The sequence below is a fragment of the Curtobacterium sp. P97 genome (assembly GCF_023712445.1).
Lineage (GTDB): Bacteria > Actinomycetota > Actinomycetes > Actinomycetales > Microbacteriaceae > Curtobacterium.
Window position 1 is genome coordinate 153188 of record NZ_JAMAYF010000003.1, and the last position, 24954, is coordinate 178141.

Here is a 24954-nt window from a genome sequence, read left to right on the forward strand (position 1 = left end):
ACGCCAGGCCCGGTGCCGGTCCGGCGGACCGGCACCGGGCCTCCAGACTGTCGCGTGCTCGCCGTCGCCGCCTACCCGTGCGACGGTGGCTGCTGGGTCGCCTCGCCCGTTCCGGTGCCCTGCGCGCCGCCGCCGGGGCCCGTCCCGGTCGACGTCGCGCCGGCACCCGCGCCCGGCTGCGAGCCGGCACCCGCCGCCCCGCCCGGTGCGGGCGCGCCCGTCGTCGTGCCGCCGGTCGTGTCCGCGGTGGACGATCCCGGCGCGGCGGGCGCCTGGGCGCTGGTCCCCGGCGTCGCCTGGTCCCCGCCCGTCGCCGCGTCCGAGGCCGAACCGTCGACGGACCGCGGCGTCGAGCCGATCATCGCCGGGTCGGGCTCGGGCAGCGCTCCCCCGCCGTAGCGCTGGTCGAGCCACGACATCATCGAGCGGCCGACGCCGAACTTCGCGCTGTACCCGGTCGTGCCCTGCGGGAAGGACGTGTTCGCGAGACCGACGAGCCCCCTGACGTTGCCGATCCACGTCGCGTTGGTGTACTTCGTGCTCGACGTGACGAGCCAGTTCTGCGTGTCGGCGTCGGTCGTGCCGGTCTTGGCGAACTTCGGGGTGCTGTCACCGGGGTTCGCCGAGGCCGCGGTGCCGCTGCCGGTCAGGACGCCCTGCAGTGCGTGGTCGACCGTCCCGGCGACCTCGGCGGAGACGCCCCGGGTGCAGCTGGACGGCGTGGGCGTGACCGTCGTGCCGTCGGCCTCGCGCACCGAGTCGATGACGGTCGGCGTGCACACGACGCCGCCGTTCGCGAAGCCGGCGTACGCCTCGGCCAGGTCGATCGGCGAGAGCGGGTTCGTGCCGAGCACGGACGCCGGGTTCGACGCCGGGGCCGAGCCGTCCGCCTGGTGGATGCCCATGGCCTGCGCGAGGTCCTTGATCTTGCAGAGGTCGAGCTGCTTCGCCATCGCGCCGAACGCGGTGTTGATCGACTCCGAGGTCGCCGCCTGGACGCTCATGCTCGCCGGGACGGTCTCGGCGTTCGAGACGGGCCAGGGGGACCCGCCGAGTGCCTCGCACGAGTTCGTGAACTCGGACTGCTGGAACAGGTGCTCGCCAGTCGGCACCGACTCCGACAGCGTGTGTCCGGACGCCAGCCACTCGGCCAGGGTGAAGACCTTGTAGGTCGAGCCGGTCTGGAACCCCCCGGAGTTGCCGTAGGCCGTGTCCGCGTTGTAGTCGATGGCCGTCGCACCGGGGCCGGCGTTGTCGCGCTGCGTGTACGTCGTGTTCTGCACCATCGACAGCATGCGTCCGGTGCCGGGCTGGACGGTGACGTTCGTGCCGCCGAGGTCGACACCGGTCATCGTCGCGGGCACGTAGGACGAGAGTGCGGACTGGGCCTGGGCCTGCAGGTCGAGGTCGAGCGACGTGTGGATCTCGAGGCCCTTCGTGTCGAGGGTCTCGATGCGCTCCGCGGCGGTCTTGCCGAACGCCGGGTCCTGCAGCACCTGGTCGCGGACGTAGTCGCAGAAGTACCCCGCGTCGTACGCACTCGCCGCGGCCGAGCAGCCGTTCGCGGTGTCGGTGATCCGCGGCGTGACCGGGGTGGCCTCCGCCTGGTCGAGCTGCGCCTTCGAGATGTCGTGGTGCACGTACATCCGCTGCAGGACGTAGTCGCGCCGCGTCTTCGTCGCCGCGTAGCCGTTCGCCGCGCCGTTGTCCTCGTCGTCCGGCTCGTCGATGCGCAGGTTCGCCGGGTTGTTGAGGATGGCGACGAGCGTCGCGGACTGCGGGAGCGACAGGTCCTTCGCGTGCACGCCGAAGTAGTACTCGGCACCCGCCTCGGCGCCGTAGACGCGGCCGCCGAGCCCGACGAGGTTCAGGTAGCCGGTGAGGATCTGGTCCTTCGTGTACTTCTTGTCGACCGCGATGGCGTAGCGCATCTCCTGCAGCTTGCGTTGCGGTGTCACCCCGGCGGCGTCCTGGTAGCACGCCGCGACCTTGGCCTGGGTGGCGGCCGCGGTCGCGCCGGTGAGCTGCTCGCACTGCTGCACGAGGACGTTCTTCACGTACTGCTGCGTGATGCTCGAACCGCCCTGCACGTCGCCCCCGACGACGGTCGCCGCGACGCCGCGGACGGTCCCGAGCACGTCGATGCCGCCCTCGTCCTCGAAGCGGGGGTCCTCGGTGTCGATCGCCGCGCGCTTGAGCGACTCCGCCATGGCGTCCGAGGCGACGTCGGTCCGGTTCTCGGCGTAGAACGACGCGATCTTGACCTGCTGGCCGTCCTTCGTGGCGTAGACCGACGACACCTGCTGCGGGGTCTGGATGTCGAGGTAGCTCGGCAGGTCCTCGAAGAACGACACCGCTCCGGACGTCGCCTCGCCCGCCACCGCCACGGCCGGGGTCACCGCGACCGCCACCAGCAGTCCTGCGAGGCCGGACATGGCGAGGAAGGTCGTGAGGGCACCGGACCACCGCATCGCACGCATGGCGGCACGGTACGGGCCCGGACTGGGGTGCTTCTGCCGTGCTGAGGTCAGGGGCTGCGGCGGCGCACAGGATCACCCACAGGGAGGGTCGTGCATCGCCCACGGGGCGGGTCCGCTCAGTCGCGGGGCTGCAGGTCCTGGGGTCGCAGGAGGTACATGTCGGGCACCGGTTGCGCGGTCCCGCCGCCACCCTGGCCGCGCCGGGCCTGGTGCCGGACGAGGTCACCGCGGCCGACCCCGATGAGGGCGACGTCGTGCAGCGATGCCGTCCCCGGCTTGAGGTAGTCGTTGTGACCCACAGGTCGGCGGAACACGCCCGCGTCCGGTTCGACGGTGTCCGTGGAGAGGTCGAGGAGCGTCGACCCGAACCCCGCCGAACCCGGGTCGGTCCCGAAGTACCCGGAGCCGGCGATCGGGTCGCTGTGCGCGTCGCCGACGTAGACCTGCCCGGGTCCCACCGCGAGCTCGGAGGCGGTCTGCACCGCACTGCCCGGCGAGCCGAGCACGGTGAGCGAGTCCGCCTGCATGCGGCCGGACGACAGCGCCATCAGCGCCGTCGTCGACCCGTAGGAGTGCGCGACGACGTTCAACCGGGGCCGGTCGTCGCCGCGGACGGCGTCGAGACCGTCGACCACCCGTTCGAGCCGCTCGGCACCGGTGCGGGCGAGTCCGAGCGACAGGATGTTGGACATGTCGGGCGTCCGGTAGCCCATCCACGCGAGCACGGCGGTGCCGCTCGACGCGTGGTCCGCGACGCCTCGGGCGGTCTGCGTCGTGGCGAGCGCCGACACGGTGGTCTGCTCGTCGTACAGGTCGCTCGCGGTGTCGGTGAAGTCGTGCATCTGCCCGGTCACGGTGAAGAACATCCCCGGGACGACCACCGTCACGTCCCGGGCGGTCGCGAGGTCCCCCACCGCGATCGCCGCGCGGCCCGAGCCCCGGGTGTCGAGGACGATCAGGCGCCGGGGGGCCTGGCCCGACTCGCGGTGCAGGGAGTCCCGGACCTGCGCGAGCAACGCGGTGCGGGCGGCGGCACGGTCGGACCCGGCGCCGGAGTCCTGGGCATCGGAGTCCTGGTCGTCGGAGTCCTGGTCGTCGGTGCCGACCCCGTCGGCGAGGGTGGTCCGGTTGGCGCGGTCACGGACGTCGTACGGCACCCCGTCCAGGTTGCCGACGACCGCGGGGGCGAGGGCGACCAGGCGCTCCTGTGCGGCGGTGCCGAGCGCGTCCCACCACCGTGCGACGGCGGCCGCGGTGGGTGGCCGGTCCTGGGCGGTCGCGAGCACCCGATCGTCCTCGTCGGCGCGTGCCAGGTCGCCGGGACCGACCGCGACGAGTGCGTCGAGGAACGCCGTGCCGCGCGCCTGCGCCAACCGCTCGAGGTCGACGTGACCGCCGGCAGCGGTCGTCGGGGCGTCGGGCGGAGCGTCGCGTGCCACGGGGTCCCGGACCCCGGACACCTCCGCGACGGGCGCCTCGGCCGCTGCCGGGACGCCCACGCCGGACGCTCCCGGGACGGGCACGGCAGGGGCCTCGACCACTCCCAGCGAGTGCATCGAGGCGGTGAGTAGCAGGGCCGCGGCGATGAGCAGCAATCAGGTCTCCCCGGGAAGGCCGTGTCGTCGACCCCCTCAGCCGACGATTGATGCCCTCTCGAGTGTAAGGAGAATGCGCTCACGAGGGGGTGCGCGGTGCAACTTGCCCCTCGAACTGGGTGCGGATCGTCGACGGTCCCCCGCGGAAGACGGCGCGTCGCTCACGGCGAGCCGCGCTCCGCCGTGCTGCTCAGCTCCCTGCGTCCGCGTCGTCGGTCGCCTGGCCGTCGGCGCCGTCGGACGGCTCCCGTCCGTCCGCCCGGTCCGGTTCCAGGGCGCCGGGCCCCTCGGTCACGAGCAGGCGGAACTGCTCCGCGTCGATGATGCGGAGCCCGAGCTGCTCGGCCTTCGTGAGCTTCGACCCGGCACCGGGACCGGCGGCGACGAAGTCCGTCTTCTTGCTGACGCTCGACGCAGCCTTGCCGCCGGCGGCGATGATCGCCTCCTGCGCGCCCTCACGGGTGTACCCCTCGAGCGAGCCCGTCGCGACGACGGTGACCCCGCTGAGGACGCCCCCCTCGACGGCGGCGCCGGGACCGGGGTGGTCCGGCGTGGTGAACTGCACCCCCGCGGCCGTCCAGCGGTCGATGATCTCGCGGTGCCAGTCCACGGCGAACCAGTCGAGCAGGGCGTCCGCGATGATCCCGCCGACCCCGTCGACCGCCGCGAGCTCCTCGCGCGACGCCTCCCGGATGCGGTCGAGCGACCCGAAGTGGTTCGCGAGTGCCCGTGCGGCGACCGGGCCGACGTGCCGGATGCTGAGCCCGACCATGATGCGCCAGAGCGGCTTGGTCTTCGCGGCCTCGATGTTCGCCAGCATCTCGAAGGCGTTCTTCGACGGGTAGCGGCTCGGCTCACCCGTGTGGTCGGCTCCGCGCGCGTCGGGGTCGAACGGCGGATCGGTCTTCTTGCGGGCACGGCTGAACGGCGTGACGCGCTTCGGTGTGCCGTCGTCGTCGGACTTCTCCATGCCCGTCTCGGCGTCGCGGACGATCACCTCGATGGGGACGATGTCCTCCATCGTCAGGTCGAACAGCCCGGCCTCGGTGACGAGCGGCGGCTGCTCGGGGTGCAGCGGCTGCGTGAGCGCCGCGGCGGCGACCTCGCCCAGGCCCTCGATGTCGAGCGAGCCGCGCGAGGCGATGTGCTCGACCCGGCCACGGACCTGGGCGGGGCAGCTCCGGGCGTTCGGGCAGCGGAGGTCCTTGTCGCCCTCCTTCGCCGGTGCGAGGGGCGTCCCGCACTCCGGGCACGCGGCGGGCATGACGAACTCGCGCTCGGTGCCGTCGCGCAGCTCGACGACCGGGCCGAGCACCTCGGGGATGACGTCGCCGGCCTTGCGGAGCACGACGGTGTCGCCGATCAGGACGCCCTTCGCCTTCACGACGTCCTGGTTGTGCAGGGTCGCCTGCCGCACCACGGACCCCGCGACCTCGGCCGGCTGCATCACCGCGAAGGGCGTCGCACGTCCGGTCCGCCCGACGCTGACCACGACGTCGAGGAGCTTCGTGTGGACCTCCTCCGGCGGGTACTTGTACGCGATGGCCCAGCGCGGTGCACGGGAGGTCGAGCCGAGTTCCTCGTGCAGGGCCAGGTCGTCGACCTTCACCACGACGCCGTCGATCTGGTGCTCGACCGACGCACGACGCTCGCCGGTCGTCCGCACGAAGCCGATGACCTCGTCCACGGTGTCGAACACCCGGTAGTGCGAACTCGTCGGCAGGCCCCAGGTCTGCAGCAGCTCGTAGACCTCGGACTGGGAGTGCACCTCGGTGTCGCGCTCGAGCTCGCGCACCGGCCACGCGCCGATGCCGTGCACGAGCATGCGGAGGCGTCGCAGGCGGTCGACCATGAGCGCGCGCTTCGCCTCGGACTTGCCCTCCTCCTTCTGGCGGAGCGATCCGGCAGCCGCGTTGCGCGGGTTCGCGAACACCCGCTCCCCCGCCTCGCGCTGCCGGGCGTTCAGCTCGTCGAACTGCGCGACGGGGAAGAAGATCTCGCCGCGGACCTCGACGATGGCCGGGTGTCCCTCGCCGGACAACCGGTCGGGGATCGTGCCCATGGTGCGCACGTTGCCGGTGACGTCCTCGCCCACCACGCCGTCACCACGGGTCGCCGCCGACACGAGGCGACCGTGCTCGTACCGCAGGTTGATCGCGAGCCCGTCGATCTTCAGCTCGGTGAGGAACCGGACCCGTTCGGAGCCGGCGTCGCGCTGCACCTTGTCGGCCCACTCGGTCAGCTCCTCGGGGCTGAACACGTTGTCGAGGCTCAGCATGCGCTCGGCGTGCTCGACCGGCGCGAACTGCACCGTCTGCGCCTGGCCGCCGACGGTCTGGGTCGGGCTGTCCGGGGTGCGCAGGTCCGGGAAGCGCTGCTCGATCGCGTCGAGGCGACGGACCATCGCGTCGTAGTCGCCGTCCGACACCGTCGAGCCGTTGCCCTCGTAGTACTGGTCGCGCAGCTCGCCGATGCGCACCCGGAGCCGGTCGACCTCCCGCTGGGCCTGCGCGGCGTCGAGGTCGGCCGGGGCCAGCGTCTCGAACGTCGAGTCGGCCGAGTCGGGGGTCGTGTCGCTCATGCCTCAGTTCTACCGTGCACCGCCGACCCCGGCCGCAGCCGGCTCCCCGACCCCAGCCGCCCGGCCCCGGCAGCACCCCGCTGCCCGGCCCCGGCAGCAGCGGGCTGCCCGGCCCCGGGCCGCAGGCTCAGACGGTCGCGGGCACCGCCGAGACGGTGCGGTCGATCGTGCACTGCCCGAGCACCCGGGTGCCGACGTAGACCACCGCAGTCTGACCGGGAGCCACACCGGACAGCGGCTCGTCGACGTCGATCACGAGTTCGCCGTCCGTCACCCGCGCCGTCGCCGGGACCGGATCGGCGTGCGCCCGGATCTGCACGTCGCACGCGAACGGCGTCGCCGGGTCGGCCGGAGCGGTCCCGGCCCAGGTGAACCGCGAGCCGGCCATCGACCGGACGTCGAGCGCCTCCTTCGGTCCGACGACGACGGTGTTGTCCTTCGGCCGGATCTCGAGCACGAAGCGCGGCTTGCCGTCCGGTGCCGGGCGTCCGAGGTGCAGTCCGCGGCGCTGCCCGACGGTGTAGCCCGTGGCACCCTCGTGCTCGCCGACCACGGTGCCGTCGCGCTCCACGACCGAGCCCGGCGCGGTCCCCACGCGGTCGGCCAGCCACCCGCGGGTGTCCCCGTCCGGGATGAAGCAGATGTCGTAGGAGTCGGGCTTCTGCGCGACGGTCAGCCCGCGCGCCGCCGCCTCGGCACGGACCTCGTCCTTCGACGGTGTCGCACCGAGCGGGAACATCGCGTGCTCCAGCTGCTCGGCCGTCAGCACGCCGAGCACGTACGACTGGTCCTTCGCCCACGCCGCCGAACGGTGCAGCTCACGGGCGCCGTCCGACCCGGTCACGACCGAGGCGTAGTGGCCGGTGCACACGGCGTCGAAGCCCAGGGCGAGCGCCTTCTCGAGCAGGGCGGCGAACTTGATGCGCTCGTTGCACCGCATGCAGGGGTTCGGGGTGCGGCCGGCCTGGTACTCCGCGACGAAGTCGTCGACGACGTCCTCCTTGAAGCGCGCCGAGAAGTCCCACACGTAGTACGGGATCCCGAGTGCCGAGGCTGCCCGCTGCGCGTCCATCGAGTCCTCGATCGTGCAGCAGCCACGGCTCCCCGTGCGGAGCGTGCCCGGCATCCGGCTCAGCGCCAGGTGCACACCGACCACGTCGTGCCCGGCGTCGACGGCCCGCGCCGCGGCCACCGCCGAGTCGACCCCACCGCTCATCGCCGCAAGTACACGCATGCATCCAGGGTAAGCGCATCCCCCGACGAGTCCAGGCGTACCGTTGCTCGACGATGACCAGCACCACGAACGACGCCTTCGACCGCCGCGGCGTCCTGCTGTCCGGCTTCCTGCCCGCGGCGCTCTTCGCGATCGGCGAGGGAGCGATCATCCCGATCATCCCGATCGCCGCCGACTCCCTCGGCGCGAGCCTCGCGTTCGCCGGGTTCGTCGCCGCGCTCATCCTCGTCGGCGAGCTCATCGGTGACGTGCCCTCCGGCGTCGTGGTCGGGCGGATCGGTGAACGGAACGCGATGATCGGCGCCGCGGTGGTGTCCGTCGTCGGGCTGCTCGTCTGCGTCGTCTCACCGAGCCCCTGGGTGCTCGCCGTCGGGGTGTTCCTGGTCGGTGTCTCGACCGCCGTCTTCGCCCTCGCCCGGCACGCCTACATGACGACCGCGATCCCCCTGCGGATCCGGGCCCGCGCCCTGTCGAGCCTCGGCGGCGTGTTCCGCTTCGGCTACTTCGTCGGGCCCTTCCTCTCGGCCGGCGTCGTCCACCTGACCGGCACGACGCAGAGCGCCTTCTGGATCCACGTGGTGTGCTGCCTCGCGGCGGCGGTCGTGCTCCTCGTCCTGCGCGACCCCGCGACGGGCGCACGCGGTCTGCGGTTGCCGAGCAGGGCCTCCAGGCCGGACACGACGAGCGCGACCGACGGGACGGACGCGACCCGCGGACCGGACGCGGCCGACGCGGCACGGCGCACGGCACCCGCGCGGCACCCCGACGAGCCGCCCACCGACACGGGCGCGCAGTTCGTCGAACGCGAGGCACACGGCCTCTTCCGCACCATCCGCGAGAACCGCGCCGTCCTGGCACGGCTCGGCAGCGGAGCGGCGCTCATCGGCGCGCTCCGCGCCGGACGGCAGGTGATCCTGCCGCTCTGGGCGGTCAGCGTCGGTCTCGACGACGCCTCGGCCGCGCTCGTCATCGGCATCGCCGGCGCCGTCGACTTCGCGCTCTTCTACACGAGCGGGCAGATCATGGACCGCTGGGGCCGACTCGCGAGCGCCCTGCCGTGCATGCTCGGGCTCGCCGTGAGCTACTTCCTGCTCGCCTGGAGCGGGCACCTCGACGCGAGGGTCGGGTGGTTCGTCGGCATCGCGATCGGCATGTCCCTCGCCAACGGTGTCGGCAGCGGCATCCTCATGACGCTCGGTGCGGACCTCGCGCCGCGGGGGAACCCGGCACCGTTCCTCGGTGCGTGGCGCTTCACGGGGGACTTCGGGTCGGCTGCGGCGCCACTGCTGATCTCGGGCGTCACCGCAGTCGCCTCGCTGGCGTTGGCGAGCGGGGTGATGGGGGTGCTCGGCCTGGTCGGCGCGGGGGTGCTGCTGCGGTACGTGCCGCGGTACCTGCCTCGTCGGCTGCGCTGAGCGGACGGCCTGGAGGCGCGGCTCCCGCCTGCCCCGCGTCCACGCCTCGGTAGACTGCCGCTGCTCGCGGGAGTGGTGGAATCGGTAGACACGCAGGATTTAGGTTCCTGTGCCCCAGGCGTGAGGGTTCGAGTCCCTCCTTCCGCACGATGGTCGGCTCGCCGGGTGGAGTCACACCACAGGAGGATGGGGCGGTCACCGCCGGGCGGTACCCTCGTCAGGCGGGAGCTTCCCCGTGCCCCGCCCCGACACGACCGGAACAACCATGCACTCCGTCGCACTCGCCCTGATCCCGTGGCTCGACCCGCAGTACATCCTCGACCACTTCGGGGCCATCGCCGTGCTCATCGTCTGCGCCATCGTCTTCGCCGAGACGGGCCTGCTGATCGGCTTCGTCTTCCCCGGCGACAGCCTGCTCGTCATCACGGGGCTCTTCGCCTTCGACCGCGGCGGCCAGATCGGCGGCATCCCCATCTGGGCGGCGGCGCTGATGATCGGCGCGGCGGCGTTCCTGGGCGGTGAGCTCGGGTACTACATCGGCAAGAAGGCCGGGCCCCCGATCTTCGAGCGCAAGGAGAGCGGACTCTTCTCGAAGGAGAACGTCGACCGCACGAACGCGTTCTTCCACCGCTTCGGCCCGCTCGCGGTCATCCTCGCCCGCTTCGTCCCCGTGGTCCGGACCTTCCTGCCGATCGCGGCCGGGGTCGGGCGCATGAACTACAAGAAGTACTCGTTGTACAACGCCATCGGTGCGGTCGTCTGGGGTGTTGGCGTGACCTTCCTCGGGTACTTCCTCGGGTACATCCCGCCGATCGCGTACGTCGTGCGGAACTACATCGACGTGATCCTCATCCTCGCGGTGCTCGTCACGGTCGTCCCCGCGGGGCTGCACTACTGGCGGACCGCGCGCAAGGCGAAGCACGCCGCCGAGGCCGAGGAGGCAGCGCAGCGCGGTGGCGCCGAGCGGGGTACCGCCGACGGCGCGGGTCGCCCGGCCGAGCAGTAGTCGGCGGGCCGTCGGCGCTCCGGCGGCCTGGCGGCGCTGACCGTCCGCACACGGCGCTGCAGCGGCGGCGTCGCACAACTGAAGACACCTCGCGCCACGGGAACCCGTGGCGCGAGGTGTCGCTCGTTGTGCCTGGGCACGGAACGCCGCGCTGACGCCGGCGTCCCGCGGAGCCCTCCGACCGGTGTGGTCAGACCCCGAAGTACTCGCGGACGATCGGTGCGATCCCCCGGAACGCCTTCGACCGGTGCGACAGTGCGTTCTTCTCGTCGCGCGTCAGCTGTGCTGCCGAACGGTCGGCGTCGTCCGGCTGGAACACCGGGTCGTACCCGTGTCCGCCGTCCCCGACCGGCTCGGTCAGGACCTCGCCGTTCCACACCGCCTCGAACAGGTGCTCCGTGCCGTCCGGGGTGACGAAGGCGGCGGCACACACGAACGCAGCGGTCCGCTCCACGACCCCCTCGAGGTTCCGGAGCAGCAGCGCGATGTTGTCCGCGTCCACGCGCGTCCCGGCGTACCGGGCGGAGTGGATGCCGGGTGCCCCGCCGAGCGCGTCGACGGCGATCCCGGAGTCGTCGGCGAGCGCCGGCAGCCCGGTGTGCTCCACCGCCGCACGCGCCTTGATGAGCGCGTTCGCCGCGTAGGTGTCGCCGTCCTCGACGGGCTCCGGACCGTCGTACCCGACGAGCTCGACGCCCGCGCCGAGGGCCTCGCCGAGGATCCCGCGCAGCTCGACGACCTTGCCCTGGTTGTGCGTCGCCAGGACGACGGTGTGGCCGGTCACGCGAGGCCCAGCACGTCGCGCTGGATCGCCGCGAGCGACCGGTTGCCCGCGAGGCCGAGGTCGAGCAGCGTGTCCAGCTCGTCGCGATCGAACGGCGCGTGCTCCGCCGTGCCCTGCACCTCGATGAACTTGCCGGAGCCGGTCGTCACGATGTTCATGTCGGTGTCGGCCGCGGAGTCCTCGGTGTACGCGAGGTCGAGCATCGGCTCCCCCCCAACGATGCCGACCGAGATCGCCTGCACGCTGTCGGTGAGCGGCGTCGCCTTCTTGGCGATGAAGCCCTTGTCGCGGCCCCACTCGATCGCGTCCACCATCGCCACGTAGGCGCCGGTGATCGACGCGGTGCGGGTCCCGCCGTCGGCCTGCAGCACGTCGCAGTCGAGGACGAGGGTGTTCTCGCCGAGGCCCTTCATGTCCACGACCGCTCGGAGCGACCGCCCGATGAGCCGCGAGATCTCGTGCGTCCGTCCGCCGACCTTGCCCTTGATCGACTCGCGCTGCATGCGCTCGTTCGTCGACCGCGGCAGCATCGAGTACTCGGCGGTGACCCAGCCGGTGCCCTTGCCGGCCATCCAGCGCGGCACACCGTTGGTGAAGGACGCCGTGCACAGCACCTTCGTGTTGCCGAACGAGATGAGTGCGCTGCCCTCGGCCTGCGAACTCCACCCCCGCTCGATGCTGACCGGACGGTGGTCGGTGGCACTGCGGCCGTCGATGCGGGTGCTCATGGGGTCCTTTCGGTTCGGGGCAGCGTGATGGCCCCGGTCTGGAGGTGTCCGACGCTCGAGACCTCGGGACCGAGGAAGCGCCGGGCGAGCCGGATGAAGCCGTTCTTGTCGTCGCCGGTGGCCTCGAACGCGTAGGTCGGCGGCTCCGGGGTGGTGCGTTCGAGCCCGTGCTCGACGAGCCGACGGTAGACGTCGTTCGCGGTCTCCTCGGCGCTCGACACGAGCGTGACGTCCGGGCCCATCACGTACTGGATCGCCGCGGACATCAGCGGGTAGTGGGTGCACCCGAGCACGAGCGTGTCGACGTCGGCGGCGCGGATCGGCGCGAGGTACTGCGCCGCCACCTCACGGAGCGCCGGCGACGAGGTGTCCCCGGCCTCGACGAACTCGACGAAGCGCGGGCACGCTGCGAGGGACAGGGTGACGTCGGCAGCCACGGCGAACGCGTCCTCGTACGCCCGCGAGGCGATGGTCCCCACCGTCCCGATCACCCCGACGCGACCGGTCCGGGTCTGCTTCACGGCGGCACGGGCGGCCGGCTGGATCACCTCGACGACGGGGATGCCGTACGCCTGCTCGTAGCGTTCCCGAGCATCGCGGAGCACGGCGGAGGACGCGGTGTTGCACGCGATCACCAGCGCCTTCACGCCCTGGTCGACGAGGTCGTCCATCACCTCGAGCGCGTACCGCCGGACGTCGGCGATCGGCTTCGGGCCGTAGGGCGAGTGCACGGTGTCCCCGACGTAGCGGATGCTCTCGCGCGGCAGCTGGTCGATGATCGCCCGCGCGACCGTCAGTCCACCGACCCCGCTGTCGAAGACTCCGATCGGTGCATCCGTCACCCGCCCAGCGTACCGAGCCGCACTCACCCGGCGCCCGACCACGCGCGCCCCGCGCCTCGGCACCGCGACGTCGCCCCGGCTCCGCGACGTCGCCCCGGCTCCGCGACGTCACCGTGGCACACCGACGTCACCTCGGCACCGGGAGGTCACTAGTGTCGGACGCGTGACCAGCGCGCTCCTCACGGACCAGTACGAACTCACCATGGTGGACGCCGCCCTCAAGGACGGCACCGCCGATCGACGCTGTGTGTTCGAGGTGTTCGCCCGCCGCCTCCCCGACGGCCGCCGCTACGGTGTCGCCGCCGGTCTCGGGCGCTTCCTCACGGCGCTCACGGAGTTCCGCTTCGGCGACGAGGAGATCGGCTTCCTCCGCGACCGCGGCGTGATCGACGAGGGGACGGCTCGGTGGCTCGCGGACTACCGGTTCACCGGGGACGTCCGCGCCTACCGCGAGGGCGAGGTCTTCTTCCCCAACTCCCCCGTGCTGCAGGTCGAGGGGACGTTCGCCGAGTCGGTGGTCCTCGAGACCCTCGCGCTGAGCATCTTCAACGCCGACTCCGCCATCGCCGGCGCAGCCGCCCGCATGGTGTCCGCCGCCGACGGCCGTCCGCTCGCCGAGATGGGCTCGCGACGCACCGGCGAGTGGAACGCCGTCGCCGCCGCCCGCGCCGCGTACATCGCGGGCTTCGGCGCGACGAGCAACCTCGAGGCCGGCCGCACCTGGGGCATCCCGACGATGGGCACCGCCGCGCACGCGTTCACGCTCCTGCACGACTCCGAGGAGGCCGCGTTCCGCTCGCAGCTCGACGCCCTCGGCGACGGCACCACGCTGCTCGTCGACACGTACGACATCGAGGCAGCGGTGGAGACCGCCGTCCGGCTCACCGACGGCCGGCTCGGCGCGGTCCGCATCGACAGCGGTGACCTGCCGAGCGTCGTCGCCGCGGTCCGCGCGCAGCTCGACCGGCTCGGTGCCCCGGCGACGAAGATCACCGTGACGAACGACCTGGACGAGTACACGATCGCCGCGCTCCGGGCCGCGCCGGTCGACTCCTACGGTGTCGGCACGAGCGTCGTGTCCGGTTCGGGCCACCCGGCGGCCGGCATGGTGTTCAAGCTCGTCGCGCACCAGACCCCGGCGGGCGACGAGTGGGTCCCCGTCGCGAAGAAGTCCGCGGACAAGGCCTCGACCGGTGGGCGCAAGGAGGCCGGCCGGCGCCTCCGCAACGGCATCGCCACCGCCGAGGTCGTCCTGACCTCCGGTCGCCTCGGCCCCGACGAGCGACCCCTGCTCGTCCCCGTGGTGGACCACGGCGAGGTCGACCCGGCGTTCCTCGGGGTCGCCGGTGTCGAGGCCGCGCGCGCACACCACGAGCGCGCCAAGGCGGAGCTCCCGGTGGACGCGTCCCGCATCGGACGCGGCGACCCGGCGATCCCCACCCTGGTGGTCTAGCGGACTACTCGGACTTCATCTTCTCGTAGATGGCCTTGCAGTCCGGGCACACCGGGAACTTCTCGGGGTCACGGCCCGGCACCCACTTCTTGCCGCAGAGCGCCTTGACCGGCTTGCCGGAGAGTGCGGACTGCAGGATCTTGTCCTTCTTCACGTAGTGCGAGAACCGCTCGTGGTCGCCGGGCTCGATCGCCTCTTCCTCGAGGAGCTTCTCGAGCTCGCGGTCCATCACGTCGAGGCCGCCGCCGGGTTCCGTCATGCTCATGGGTCCAGGGTACGACGATGCGGCCGACGCCGCGACGGACGGGAGGCGCGGGTCCGCCCCGCCACGCGGCTCACCTGCACCGAGGACGGACGGGAGGCGCGGGACGGTCCCGCCACGCGCCTCCCGTCCGACGGTGCGTACCGACGGGAGGCACGGCGTCGGGCCACAGCGTGCCTCCCGGCCGGCAGGCGCTCAGTTCCGCTGCGCCGCAGCGAGCAGGTCGGGACCACGCCGGTCGAAGAGCCGACCGCCGACGGCCACGCCGGTCACGAGCACGACGACACCGACGGCGATGCCGACGAGGAGCGTCGCGAGTGCCCAGGGTTCCGGGCCCTCGACCGCGGTGAGCACCGCCAGCCAGCCCGCGGGGACGAGCGACGCCAGGATGCCGACGATCATCGTCGTCTGCGCGACCGCGGCCGTCGTCCCGGCGGCCTGCGGCTGCTGGAACGGGTGGTCGCCGGGGCGGACGGTCGGGTACGGCAGCAGGACGGAGACGACGCTCGACAGCCCGAGCCCGGCGAGCAGTGCACCCACTGCGATGCCGGTGAGCACCGGGAAGGCCGTGGGGTCCCCGAAGAGCGCGGCGGACACGGCGGCGCCCGCCACGACGAGCGGCAGTCCGACGACGAGCAGGGGCACGAGTCGCCCGAGCCGGTCGGTCCAACCGGGAGCGCCCGACGCGACGTGCAGCCAGACCGCGGTGTTGTCGTAGGAGACGTCGTTGTGGGGCAGGAACCCGGCGATGAGTGCCATGAGCGGCAGCGGGACCAGCGCGGTCCAGTGCCACGGCACGCCGGCGACCCCGAGCGGGAGCACCACGAGCGGCACGAACAGGATGACCAGGTAGGACATCCGGTAGCGCGGGTCACGGCCCCAGTACGTCAGCGCCCGGGCGGCGACCGCGCCGACCGGCGTCGAGCCCAGGCCGGCGAACCAGCCGAGCCCGCGGTAGCGGCGGGTGCCGGCGCGTCCGTCCGCGGCCTCGAGTGCGGCGCCGACCAGCGCCCACCAGGCCGACGCGAGCAGTGCGACGGTGACCAGGGCGACCAGCAGCTTCAGGAGCCCCTCGCCGACGCGACCGCTCGCCACGTCCGCCGGGACCGCCCAGGCGGCACCCCACGGCGTCCAACCGGCGACGTCGGCGATCCGCTGGAGCTCGGTGCTGGCGGGGTCGAGCCAGTCGCTGCGGAACAGCAGCGACGCCACCGGCAGTCCCAGCACGACGATCACGAGGGCGGCGAGCCAGCCGGCGTCGCGCGACCGGTGCGGTCCGACGAAGGTCGCACCGACGGCGCTGCCGACCCGCAGCAGCAGGGCGCAGGTCAGGGTGCCGAGCAGTGCGGCGACGACGGCCAGCACCGCGGTGCCGCCGCTGCGCGACCACGCGCCGACCTGCCCGACCGCGACGACCGCGACGGCGAGCACCGGGACGCCCACGAGTCCGGCGACGCCGAGACCGACGGCGAGGTGACGGCGATCGATCCCGTACACGGCGAAGCGGCGCGGGTCGAACTGGTCGCTGCGGCCGACGACGAGCGGCACCAGCGTGAGTGCGAGGGCGACGAACGTGCCGACGGGGACCGCGACCGACCGCGCGACCTCGACGGGTGCCTGCCGCAGCGCGAGGAGCTCGCCGGCCACCACCACGGCGGCGACCAGGCCGAGCAGGGACCCGAGCACCACGAGGACCGACCGTCGGGCTCCCCCACGGACCTCGCCCGCGAGCAGGTCGACCCTCAGTCGGAGAAGCTGTGCAACCATTCCATGCTCTCTGCCACGACGCGGCCGCCCGCGAGTTCGACGAACTTGTCCTCGAGGCTCTTGCGCCCGCGGACCTGCGCCATCGTGCCGGAGGCGAGGACCTTGCCGCCGACGATGATCGCGACGGAGTCGCACGTGCGCTGCACGAGCTCCATGGAGTGGCTGGAGAGCACCACGGTGCCGCCGCCGCGGGTGTACCGCCGCAGGATGTCCGTGATCGTCGCCGCGCTCACCGGGTCGACCGACTCGAACGGCTCGTCGAGCACGAGGACGCGCGGCGAGTGGATCAGGGTCGCGGCGAGCGCGATCTTCTTCGCCATGCCGACCGAGTAGTCGGCGACCTGGCGCCCGAGCGCCTCGCCGAGACCGAACGCCTCGGCCAGGTCGGTGCTGCGCTTCCGTGCGGTCGCACCGTCGAGCCCACGGAGCGTGGCCGAGTAGTGCAGCAGCTGCGCGCCGGTGAGCCGGTCGAACAGCCGGAGCCGGTCGGGCAGCACACCGAGGGCGCGCTTGGCCGCCGTCGGGTTGGACCAGACGTCGTGGTCGAGGACGGTCACGGTGCCCGCGTCGGGCCGGAGGAGACCGGTGACCATCGAGAGCGTGGTGGTCTTGCCGGCGCCGTTCGGTCCGACGACGCCGAAGATCGAACCCTGGCGGATCTCGAGGTCGACCTCGTCCGCGGCGAGGGTCTGGCCGTACCGCTTCACGAGGCCGCTCGCGCGGAGCACGACGGGCTGCTGCGCCTGTGCGGTCTGCGTCGCGGCGGCGGTGGCGGTCGGCTGGCGTCCGGGAGCGCGCTTCTCCTTCGCCGTGGAGCCGGCCGCAGCGGTCTTCGGCGTGCCCGCACGCTGGGTCGTCCCCGTGCTCGACGCGTCGTCCCCGGCCGCGCCGGAGCCGGTGGCGGTCGTGTCGGTGGGCTGTGCGGGCGTCGCGGGGCCCGAGGGTCGTGCGGCACGCCCCTTGCCCTTGCCCTTGCCCTTGCCCTTGCCCTTGCGGGGGGTGCGGTCCGACGCGGCGGCCGTGGCCGTCGGTGTGCCGGTCGCCGCAGCAGCGGTGGCGGGTGCGCTCGTCGCAGCAGCTGCCGGTCGCGAGGCGACGGCGGTCTCCGGGTCGGCGCCCTGGTCGGGTGCCCCTTCGTCGTGACCGACCGCGACGGCCGCACCCGTCGTGTCGTCGGTCATCTCGTCATCATCGGAGGCGTCGTCGCGCGCATCCTCGTCCCCCGTGTCGTCGTCGGCCGCGTCACCGGACGGTCCGTCCGCGTCCGCCAGCCAGGCGGCGTCGGACGTCGCGTACACGTCGTCGTCATCAGCTGCAGCCACCGCCCCACCGTACCAACGCGCCGGACGCGGCCGACCCCGACCGGCGGCGCGTCCGCGAGGGCCTCGGTACCGAACCGGTCACAGGATCACGAAATGAGCACGAAGCACGCGGGGGTGTACCCCGGAGCGCACTCGTTCCGTATCATTCACCAGGGCACGACGGAGTGTTCACCACATGGAAACCTGCCCGGACGGGCGCCCGTGGCCGCTCGTCCCCCGCACGAAGGTGCAAGAAGCGCACGCTCACGGCGAACTCGGACCCGGAGCGGGCACACTCGACGAGGCCCGCCCGTGCCCCACGCGGCGCGCGGGCGGACACCAGAAGGGACCAGCATGACCACGCAGATCGTCATCCTCGCAGCGGGGATGGGCAGCCGACTCGGTCGGAGCCTGCCGAAGCCGCTGACCGAACTCAGCGACGGCCGCACCATCATGCAGCAGCAGTTCGACAACATCCGAGCCGCCTTCGGCTCGAGCGCCCGCGTCACGATCGTCGTCGGCTACAAGTCCGAGTACATCGTCGAGGCGTTCCCCGAGGCGAACTTCGTCTACAACGAGTCCTACGACTCGACGAACACGTCGAAGAGCCTGCTGCGCGCGCTCAAGGCGACCGGCAAGAGCGGCGTCCTGTGGATGAACGGCGACGTCGTCTTCGACCCGCGCGCCCTCGTCCGTGCCGCGGACATGATGGACCAGGACCGCTCGTTCGTCAGCGTCAACACCGAGAAGGTCTCCGACGAGGAGGTCAAGTACACGGTCGACGCCGACGGCTGCATCAAGGAACTTTCGAAGCGGGTCGTGGGCGGACTGGGCGAGGCCGTCGGCATCAACTACGTCTCCTCGCGCGACAAGCAGGCACTCATCCGCCAGCTCGGCCGCGTCGACGACCAGGAGTACTTCGAGGGCGGCATCGAGGCTGCCATCGCCGAGGACGGGCTACGCTGGTCGCCGATCGACATCTCCGACCTGTACGCGGTCGAGATCGACTTCGCCGAGGACCTCCAGCGCGCGAACGACCTGTTCGCCTGAACCACCGTCAGGACCCCCTCGGCGGTTCCGCCCGGAGGGAAGCCGCGTGACCACAGCGAGTGCGCCGACCGCGCCCGCGACGACTGCATCGACGTCGTCCCGGAGCGCCGGTCGGCGGTACCGCCAGGCACTCTGGCTGCTGACCGTGCGGGACCTGCGCGTCCGGTACTCGACGTCCGCGCTCGGGTACCTGTGGTCGATCCTCGACCCGCTGGTGATGTCGGCGATCTACTGGTTCGTCTTCACCCAGGTCTTCCACCGGGGATCGGTGGGCGAGGAACCGTACATCGTCTTCCTGCTGTCGGCGTTGCTGCCGTGGATGTGGTTCACCGGAGCGGTGTCGGACTCGACGCGGGCCTTCACGAAGGAGGCGAAGCTGATCCGGTCGACGACGATCCCCCGGAGCATCTGGGTCGCCCGGGTGAACGCCTCGAAGGGCATCGAGTTCCTGCTGAGCCTGCCGGTGCTCGCGGTCTTCGCGATCGCCGCCGGTGCGCACCTGCACTGGGAACTGGCGCTGTACCCGCTGGCCATCGTGCTGCAGTGCGCCCTGGTCTACGGGATCGGGCTGATCGTCGCACCCCTGGTCGTCTTCTTCCGTGACCTGGAACGCGCCGTGAAGCTCGTCCTCCGGTTCCTGTTCTACGCGTCGCCGATCATCTACGGCACGCAGGCCCTGCCCGACCGGCTGCACGACATCGCCGCACTGAACCCGCTCAGCGGCATCTTCGGCCTGTACCGCTCCGCGTTCTTCCCCGGCCAGCTCGACTGGCTCGAGGTCGGGGTGTCGGTGGTGGTCACCGCCGTGGTCCTCGTCGTCGGCCTCCTCGTGTTCCGCCGGAGCGAGCACCGCGTCCTGAAGGAGCTGTGATGACCGCGACCGACCGGACCGCGCCGTCCACGAGCGTGGCGCCCGTGATCTCCGTGCGCGACGCCGGCATCCGGTTCAAGCGCAACCGCCGCGCGAGCCGGAGCTTCAAGGACCTGTTCGCCGGGAGCAACCGCCGCAAGCGCGCGGACGAGTTCTGGGCGCTCCGCAACGTGTCGTTCGACGTCCGACCGGGCGAGGCCATCGGCGTCGTCGGACGCAACGGTCAGGGGAAGTCCACCCTGCTCAAGCTCGTCGCGCAGGTCATGCTGCCGGACGAGGGACGGGTCCGTGTCGGTGCGGGTGTCGCTCCGCTCATCGAGATCACCGGCGGCTTCGTCGGCGACCTCACCGTCCGGGACAACGTGTACCTGACAGCGGGTCTGCACGGGATGTCCCGGGCCGAGATCCGCGACGCCTTCGACGAGATCATCGACTTCGCCGAGATCGGCGACTTCGTCGACACCCCCTACAAGCACCTGTCGAGCGGCATGAAGGTGCGCATCGCGTTCGCGGTGATCTCGCGGTTGGACGAACCGGTGATCCTGGTGGACGAGGTCCTGGCGGTGGGTGACAAGAGCTTCCGCGAGAAGTGCTACAAGCGCATCGAGGAGCTGCTGGCCGGTGGCCGGACGCTGTTCTTCGTCTCGCACAACGACAAGGACCTGCGTCGCTTCTGCGACCGGGGGCTCTACCTCGACAAGGGGCGTCTGCAGCTCGACGACACGATCGAAGCAGCCCTGGCGCGGTACGCGGCCGACCACGGGGCCTGAGCTCCGCTCCTCCACACCCGGGCCCCGCCGTACCCTCGTCCACAAGCCGAGGCACCAGCGCACTCCCCCGGGCTCCCGACGTCGGCCCCTCCCCCTACCGTGGCCCGCATGCACCACCCACCCACGGCCTACGCAGTCCCGTTCACCGTCGACCGATCCTGGGCACCACGTCGCTACGACCTGGTGAACACCGGGCCGGAGCCGCTCCACGCGATCTCCCTCACGCACCTCGGCAGCGGGTACTGCCCGCCGCTGGCGGTCAACCGTCTCGACCCGGGTCGATCCCTGTCGATCGCGGTGTTCGGCGCCGACCCCGAGCAGACCGGCATCGTGGTCGTCCGGTGGCGGCGCCCGGACCGTTCCGAGTACCTGTGGCGGATGTCACTCGTGGGCGACCGTCTGGTCGGCCTCGCGTCGTGACGACCGCAGGGTCAGCCCTCGCCGCGCTCCCGGGCGACCTCGTGCCAGCGCGCCACGAGACGGTCGACGGCAGCATGCAGCCGGCGCGTCGCGACGCCGGGTGTGGTGTCGCCGAAGTACCGCTCGACCCAGTGCTGCAGCGTCGCGAGCTCCTCGGCGTCGTTCGCGGCGGCGTCCACCCGCGCGACCACGTCGGCGGCGTCCTCGGCGAGCAGCCAGTTCGCGGCTCCGAGGTACCCGCGCTCGTCCACGTCGGCCTCGGGTGCCGCCGGACGCGTCACGAGCAGCGGCTTGCCGACGGCCAGTCGGTCGTAGATCATCGCGCTGATGTCGGTCACGGCGACGTCCGCGTCCGCCAGTTGCCACCCGAGCTGCGGGCCGTCGTCGTACACGTGGTGCGCAGACGGGTCGGCGGCGTTCGCGGCGGTGATCGCGGCGACGATGCGCTCGTGGGCAGCACGGTAGTCCTGGTCGAGCACGCCGCTGCGCGGGTGCGGCCGGTACACCAGACGGTGTCGACCGGTCGCGAGCAGGCGCTCGGCGAGCTCGACCCCGTGCGACGCGATCGAGCCGTACGCGGCGGCGGCGCGGTCGCCCTCCCACGTGGGCGCGTAGAGCACCACGGTCCGGTCGTCGTGGGGGTACGGCACCGCGCCGGCGAAGTGGTCGGCCTGCGGGCGTCCGATGGCGATGGTGCGGTGGTCCACGTCGTAGTCCCACAGGGCGGCACGCAGGCGGTCCCGGGCGGCGTCTCCCGCGATCAGGGCGTAGTCGTACGCCTTGAACTGGTTGGTGGTCATGTACATCTTGTCGCTCTCGCCGTGGTTGACGAAGACGTGCCACATGCGCCCGTACCGCATCATCTGGAAGTTGCGGGCGTTCTGGTTGACGTACAGGACGATCTTCGGTGCCTGCTCCTCGACGAACCGCTCGAGGTCGACGACCTGGCGGGCGTACACCGCCGGGACGGGCGACTCGTCGAGCAGGGTCGTCATCGTGCCGGGGCTGCGGGAGATGATCGCGACGGGGCGCTCGCGGGCGAGTTCCGCCAACGGCGCGTACCACTGCCGGAGCTGGTACATGTTCACCTTGCCGTCGGCGAAGTAGACCGCGACCTCGATCGAGCGCGGTGCGAGCTCCGGGACCTCCGGGAGCCGGCGGGCGAGCTCCCGCCGGTTCTGACGGGAACGCAGCAGGCGGCGGGCGAGACGGATCGCGGTCCGGACGTCCTTGGTGATCGGCATGGTGGTCCTCAGGCTACGGGCGGTTGCTGGGCGGTGTGCTCGGCGACGACGGCAGTGACGAAGGGTGTGGTGCGGGCAGCGACGGGGTGCTCGACCGCGGACGCCCGGTCGGGGCGCCGGGACGTCCGGGCGGCGGAGTCAGACGACGGGTGGCCGACCGGCCAGCGTCATCCGGGCGATGGTCAACCACCCCATGGGCCGCGACGGTCCGCAGTCCGCCGTCCAGCCCTCCCGGATCCCCGCGAACCACGTCCGCAGGCGCACGGGGTGTCGCCACCAGCGCGCCACCTGGATCGCGGCCCACGACCCGACGTAGACGGGTCGCAGTGCCACCGGCAGGTTGCGGCGTGCCAGGAACACGCGGTTGCGGGCGTTCAGCCGGATGTACTCGGCGTGTCGGGCGGGGTCGATCGCCGGGTGGTGCGCGACCAGGTCACCGGCGTACCAGGCGCGTCGACCGGCGTCCCACACACGCCACGCCAGTTCGATGCCCTCGTGCGCGTAGAAGTACGGTGCACCCCACCCGCCGACGGCGCGGTGGACGTCCATCGGCAGGAGCACGGCCCCCTCCCACACCGAGAAGACCGGCGACGAGTCGGTCGCAGCGCCCTTGCGGATGCGCGGCACCCAGCGACGGGGGTTCGCCGATCCGGTCGGGTCGACCACCCGCGGCTGCACCAGGCCGAGCGACGGGTCGCGTTCGAACAGTGCCACGGCGTCACGCAGGAAGGTCGGCGACGGGATCGACGCGTCGTCGTCGAGGAAGAACACGTAGTCGCCGTCGACGACTGCTGCTCCGGCGTTGCGACCGGCGGGGATCCCGACGTTCTCGGGCAGTGCGAGCGCACGGACGCCCTCGGGCAACCCCGTCGGCTCCCAGCCGTTGCCGACGCACACGACGTCGAGCTCGACGTCCTGCTGCGCGAGCACGCTCGTCAGCCCACGGCGGAGGTCGTCCGGACGGGTGCCCTGGGACAGGCTCACGACGGCGATGCGCGGACGCTGCCGGTGCGGGACGGCGTTCCGACGGTGGGTCCCGGGCAACGCCTCCGGTGTGGCGCCCGTCGTCGCTCCCGAGGTCATGCCCGCACCCGCTTCGACGAGATGATGGCGACGAAGTGACCGGCCGTGGCGAGGACGGCGAGCGGCAACAGCGTCCCGACCAGGACCCGGTCGACCAGCGGGCTGCCGACGACGAGTCCGAGCAGTGCGAACACGAACGCCAGGATGGTCAGCTCGACCGAGTGGTACAGGCGGTGGAAGGGCAGGAAGCGTGCGAAGCGACGGAGCGTCGCCAAGCGCCGCCCGGACGGGGCCGTGCCGGCGTCCCGGCGGTCGACGAGCTTCTCGAGCCCGGCGTTCGCGCGGGCGACGTGGACCATGTCGTTGAGCGCCTTGTTGAGCACGATCACCAGGCCGAGCGCGCACCCGATCGTCGTCCACATCCAGTCCGCGCCGTGGACCGGCCAGGTCGCGGCGCGGACGCCGAGCGCGATCGGGATGAGTCCCTCGGTCGTGTAGTGCCCGACCTTGTCGAGGAACACCCCGGCGGGCGACCGGGTGCCGCGCCACCGGGCGACCTCACCGTCACAGCAGTCCACGAGCATCTGCAGCTGACCGAGCACGAGTGCGAGCAGTGCACCCCAGATGCCCGGGATCAGCAGCGCGGCGGCGACGCTCCACCCCACCAGGATCATCAGGCCGGTCACCTGGTTCGCCGAGACCCGCGTCCTGAGCAGCACCCAGGTCAGGTACGGCGACACGTCGCGCAGGTAGAGCGACGCCGTCCAGTGCTCGGCGTTCGCCCGCGAGCGGACCTCGTCGGGTTGGGCGACCGCACGGAGTTCGGCGATCGAGGTCGGGCGGGCGCTGCCGCGGCCGGTGGTGTCGTCGGTCAAGGGGTCAGGTCACCGTCCCGTGTGCGTGGTCAGCTCGGAGGTCCGGGTCAGGAACCCGATGATGAAACCGATGCCCCAACCGACGTGGATGCAGGGCAGCACGACGATCAGCCAGAGCATCGTGGGCAGCCCGGAACGCCGCGCCACGAGGACGGCGCCGAGCACGACGAAGAGCAGGTAGACGGCGGGGACGACGAAGCCCAGTGCCGCCCAGGCGACGGGCGACCCGAGCACGGCACCGACGATGCCGACGAGTCCGGCGACGATCCCGAGCGCCATCGCCAGGACCATCGCCGGGGGCGCGAAGTACCGCAGGCCGTTGTTCGCCGGGAAGCGTCGGGCGAGCTCGCCGCGCCACAGGCCCGTCGCGACGAACTGGCGCACCAGTCGACGGAGGCTCGGCCGCGGCCGGTAGGTCACCACGAGTTCCGGGGTGAACCACACCGTGCCACCGGTCTGGCGCAACCGCCGGTTGAGTTCCCAGTCCTGGCCGCGCTTGATGCCCTCGTCGAAGAGTCCGACCTCGAACAGCCGGTCGCGTCGGAACACCCCGAGGTAGGCGGTCTCGGCCGGACCGGCCTTGCCGCCGACGTGGTGCGGTGTCCCCCCGAGGCCGACCCGGCTGCCGTAGGCGAGCGCGACGGCACGCTCGAACGGCGTGCGGCCCTCGGCGTGCATGATGCCACCGACGTTGTCCGCACCCGACTCGAGCAGCACGCGGACGGCGATCCGGGTGTAGTCCGACGGCAGCACCGAGTGGGCGTCGACCCGGATCACGATCGGGTGCACCGATGCTCGGATGGCGACGTTGAGCCCGGCGGGTGTGGAGCCGACGGGGTTCTCGATGGCCCGGACACGAGGATCGGCGGCGCTCATCTCGGCGACGAGTTCGTTCGTCCCGTCGATCGACGGTCCGAGCGCGAGGATCACCTCGAACGGACCCTCGTAGTCCTGCTCCAGCAGGCTCCCGACCGCCGCACGGACCTCGGTGACCTCGTTGAGCACCGGCATCACGTACGAGACCCCCGGCAGGGGCTGTCCGTCTGTCTGCATGCGGTCCTCGGGGTCGTGGCTGACGCGCGGAGCGCACCGTGGACCGGTACCGCCCCGGAGAGCAGCCATGAGCCTATCAAGCGGCCGGAGCACCCACCTGCGTCGGACCCGCCAGGGCGCCGACCGGCGGACCGCACCACGAGCCGCGGCGTGGCCGGACGACGGACGGGAGGCGCGGTGCCAGCCGGCACCGCGCCTCC

The 24954-nt window shown here is 72.2% G+C and carries 20 protein-coding genes, 1 tRNA gene and 1 pseudogene; 8 read left to right on the forward strand and 14 right to left on the reverse strand.

From position 1 onward, the window contains the following. Window positions 1-71 precede the first annotated feature (71 nt). From M3677_RS04125 to mnmA, 4 genes are all read right to left on the reverse strand, one after another. Window positions 72-2480, reverse strand: coding sequence for a transglycosylase domain-containing protein (locus tag M3677_RS04125; RefSeq protein WP_251159851.1), 2409 nt, complete (start codon window positions 2478-2480; stop codon window positions 72-74). A 116-nt stretch (window positions 2481-2596) separates the two neighbouring features. Continuing rightward, window positions 2597-4036, reverse strand: a complete 1440-nt coding sequence (locus M3677_RS04130) for an alpha/beta hydrolase (protein WP_209683567.1) — start codon at window positions 4034-4036, stop codon at window positions 2597-2599. A gap of 229 nt (window positions 4037-4265) precedes the next feature. Beyond that, complete coding sequence (ligA, locus tag M3677_RS04135) at window positions 4266-6656, reverse strand: NAD-dependent DNA ligase LigA (RefSeq protein WP_209683570.1); 2391 nt, start codon at window positions 6654-6656, stop codon at window positions 4266-4268. Window positions 6657-6783: 127 nt separating this feature from the next. After that, window positions 6784-7890, reverse strand: a complete 1107-nt coding sequence (mnmA, locus tag M3677_RS04140) for a tRNA 2-thiouridine(34) synthase MnmA (RefSeq protein ID WP_209683573.1) — start codon at window positions 7888-7890, stop codon at window positions 6784-6786. A 53-nt stretch (window positions 7891-7943) separates the two neighbouring features. Between mnmA and M3677_RS04145 the strand changes: the two genes are divergently transcribed. From M3677_RS04145 to M3677_RS04155, 3 genes are all read left to right on the forward strand, one after another. After that, window positions 7944-9305 carry an MFS transporter gene (locus M3677_RS04145; protein WP_066652930.1) on the forward strand — a complete coding sequence of 454 codons (1362 nt, stop codon included), beginning with the start codon at window positions 7944-7946 and terminating at the stop codon, window positions 9303-9305. A 66-nt stretch (window positions 9306-9371) separates the two neighbouring features. Continuing rightward, window positions 9372-9452: transfer RNA gene (locus tag M3677_RS04150), tRNA-Leu, on the forward strand. 118 nt (window positions 9453-9570) lie between these two features. Continuing rightward, entirely contained in the window at window positions 9571-10311 is a 741-nt protein-coding gene (locus M3677_RS04155; protein ID WP_066652928.1) for a DedA family protein, read from the forward strand. Between the two features lie 190 nt (window positions 10312-10501). On the opposite strand, the gene rdgB is transcribed toward M3677_RS04155, so the two are convergent. Genes rdgB through murI form a run of 3 tightly spaced genes read right to left on the reverse strand, consistent with a single transcriptional unit; the run spans window position 10502 to window position 12665 of the window. Then, window positions 10502-11095, reverse strand: coding sequence for an RdgB/HAM1 family non-canonical purine NTP pyrophosphatase (gene rdgB, locus M3677_RS04160; RefSeq protein ID WP_251159852.1), 594 nt, complete (start codon window positions 11093-11095; stop codon window positions 10502-10504). After that, a complete protein-coding gene (gene rph / locus M3677_RS04165) occupies window positions 11092-11823 on the reverse strand; it encodes a ribonuclease PH (RefSeq protein WP_066652919.1) in 732 nt (243 codons plus the stop codon). Before rph ends, rdgB begins: the two co-directional genes overlap by 4 nt. After that, on the reverse strand, window positions 11820-12665 hold the full coding sequence (murI, locus tag M3677_RS04170) for a glutamate racemase (RefSeq protein WP_066652917.1): 846 nt from the start codon (window positions 12663-12665) through the stop codon (window positions 11820-11822). Before murI ends, rph begins: the two co-directional genes overlap by 4 nt. 154 nt (window positions 12666-12819) lie before the next feature. Between murI and M3677_RS04175 the strand changes: the two are divergent. Beyond that, window positions 12820-14118, forward strand: a pseudogene (locus M3677_RS04175) (nicotinate phosphoribosyltransferase); the annotation flags it as partial. 4 nt (window positions 14119-14122) lie between these two features. Here the strand turns inward: M3677_RS04175 and M3677_RS04180 are convergent. From M3677_RS04180 to M3677_RS04190, 3 genes are all read right to left on the reverse strand, one after another. Then, a complete protein-coding gene (locus tag M3677_RS04180) occupies window positions 14123-14383 on the reverse strand; it encodes a DUF3039 domain-containing protein (RefSeq protein WP_144411249.1) in 261 nt (86 codons plus the stop codon). A gap of 192 nt (window positions 14384-14575) precedes the next feature. Next, window positions 14576-16147: an ABC transporter permease gene (locus M3677_RS04185; protein WP_251159853.1), complete on the reverse strand. Its 1572-nt coding sequence runs from the start codon at window positions 16145-16147 to the stop codon at window positions 14576-14578. Continuing rightward, the gene (locus tag M3677_RS04190) at window positions 16123-17469 is read right to left on the reverse strand and encodes an ABC transporter ATP-binding protein (RefSeq protein ID WP_251159854.1); all 1347 of its coding nucleotides are present in this window, start codon (window positions 17467-17469) and stop codon (window positions 16123-16125) included. The genes M3677_RS04185 and M3677_RS04190 overlap by 25 nt, the downstream gene beginning before the upstream one ends. A 333-nt stretch (window positions 17470-17802) precedes the next feature. Between M3677_RS04190 and M3677_RS04195 the strand changes: the two genes are divergently transcribed. The 4 genes from M3677_RS04195 (at window position 17803) to M3677_RS04210 (ending at window position 20559) form a co-directional block, all read left to right on the forward strand. Next, window positions 17803-18498, forward strand: a complete 696-nt coding sequence (locus M3677_RS04195) for an NTP transferase domain-containing protein (RefSeq protein ID WP_066652912.1) — start codon at window positions 17803-17805, stop codon at window positions 18496-18498. A gap of 46 nt (window positions 18499-18544) precedes the next feature. Then, window positions 18545-19369 carry an ABC transporter permease gene (locus M3677_RS04200; protein WP_209683593.1) on the forward strand — a complete coding sequence of 275 codons (825 nt, stop codon included), beginning with the start codon at window positions 18545-18547 and terminating at the stop codon, window positions 19367-19369. Beyond that, window positions 19369-20139: an ABC transporter ATP-binding protein gene (locus tag M3677_RS04205; protein ID WP_251159855.1), complete on the forward strand. Its 771-nt coding sequence runs from the start codon at window positions 19369-19371 to the stop codon at window positions 20137-20139. The genes M3677_RS04200 and M3677_RS04205 overlap by 1 nt, the downstream gene beginning before the upstream one ends. Before the next feature lie 108 nt (window positions 20140-20247). Then, the gene (locus M3677_RS04210; RefSeq protein ID WP_251154728.1) at window positions 20248-20559 is read left to right on the forward strand and encodes a hypothetical protein; all 312 of its coding nucleotides are present in this window, start codon (window positions 20248-20250) and stop codon (window positions 20557-20559) included. Window positions 20560-20570: 11 nt separating this feature from the next. On the opposite strand, the gene M3677_RS04215 is transcribed toward M3677_RS04210, so the two are convergent. The 4 genes from M3677_RS04215 to M3677_RS04230 all read right to left on the reverse strand — a co-directional run bounded on the left by M3677_RS04215 (window position 20571) and on the right by M3677_RS04230 (window position 24754). Next, on the reverse strand, window positions 20571-21803 hold the full coding sequence (locus tag M3677_RS04215; protein WP_251159856.1) for a CDP-glycerol glycerophosphotransferase family protein: 1233 nt from the start codon (window positions 21801-21803) through the stop codon (window positions 20571-20573). Window positions 21804-21941: 138 nt separating this feature from the next. Then, a complete protein-coding gene (locus M3677_RS04220) occupies window positions 21942-22886 on the reverse strand; it encodes a glycosyltransferase family 2 protein (RefSeq protein ID WP_251159857.1) in 945 nt (314 codons plus the stop codon). Then, complete coding sequence (locus M3677_RS04225) at window positions 22883-23701, reverse strand: CDP-alcohol phosphatidyltransferase family protein (RefSeq protein WP_251159858.1); 819 nt, start codon at window positions 23699-23701, stop codon at window positions 22883-22885. Before M3677_RS04225 ends, M3677_RS04220 begins: the two co-directional genes overlap by 4 nt. 9 nt (window positions 23702-23710) lie before the next feature. After that, window positions 23711-24754: a glycosyltransferase family 2 protein gene (locus tag M3677_RS04230; RefSeq protein ID WP_251159859.1), complete on the reverse strand. Its 1044-nt coding sequence runs from the start codon at window positions 24752-24754 to the stop codon at window positions 23711-23713. Between the last annotated feature and the right edge of the window lie 200 nt (window positions 24755-24954).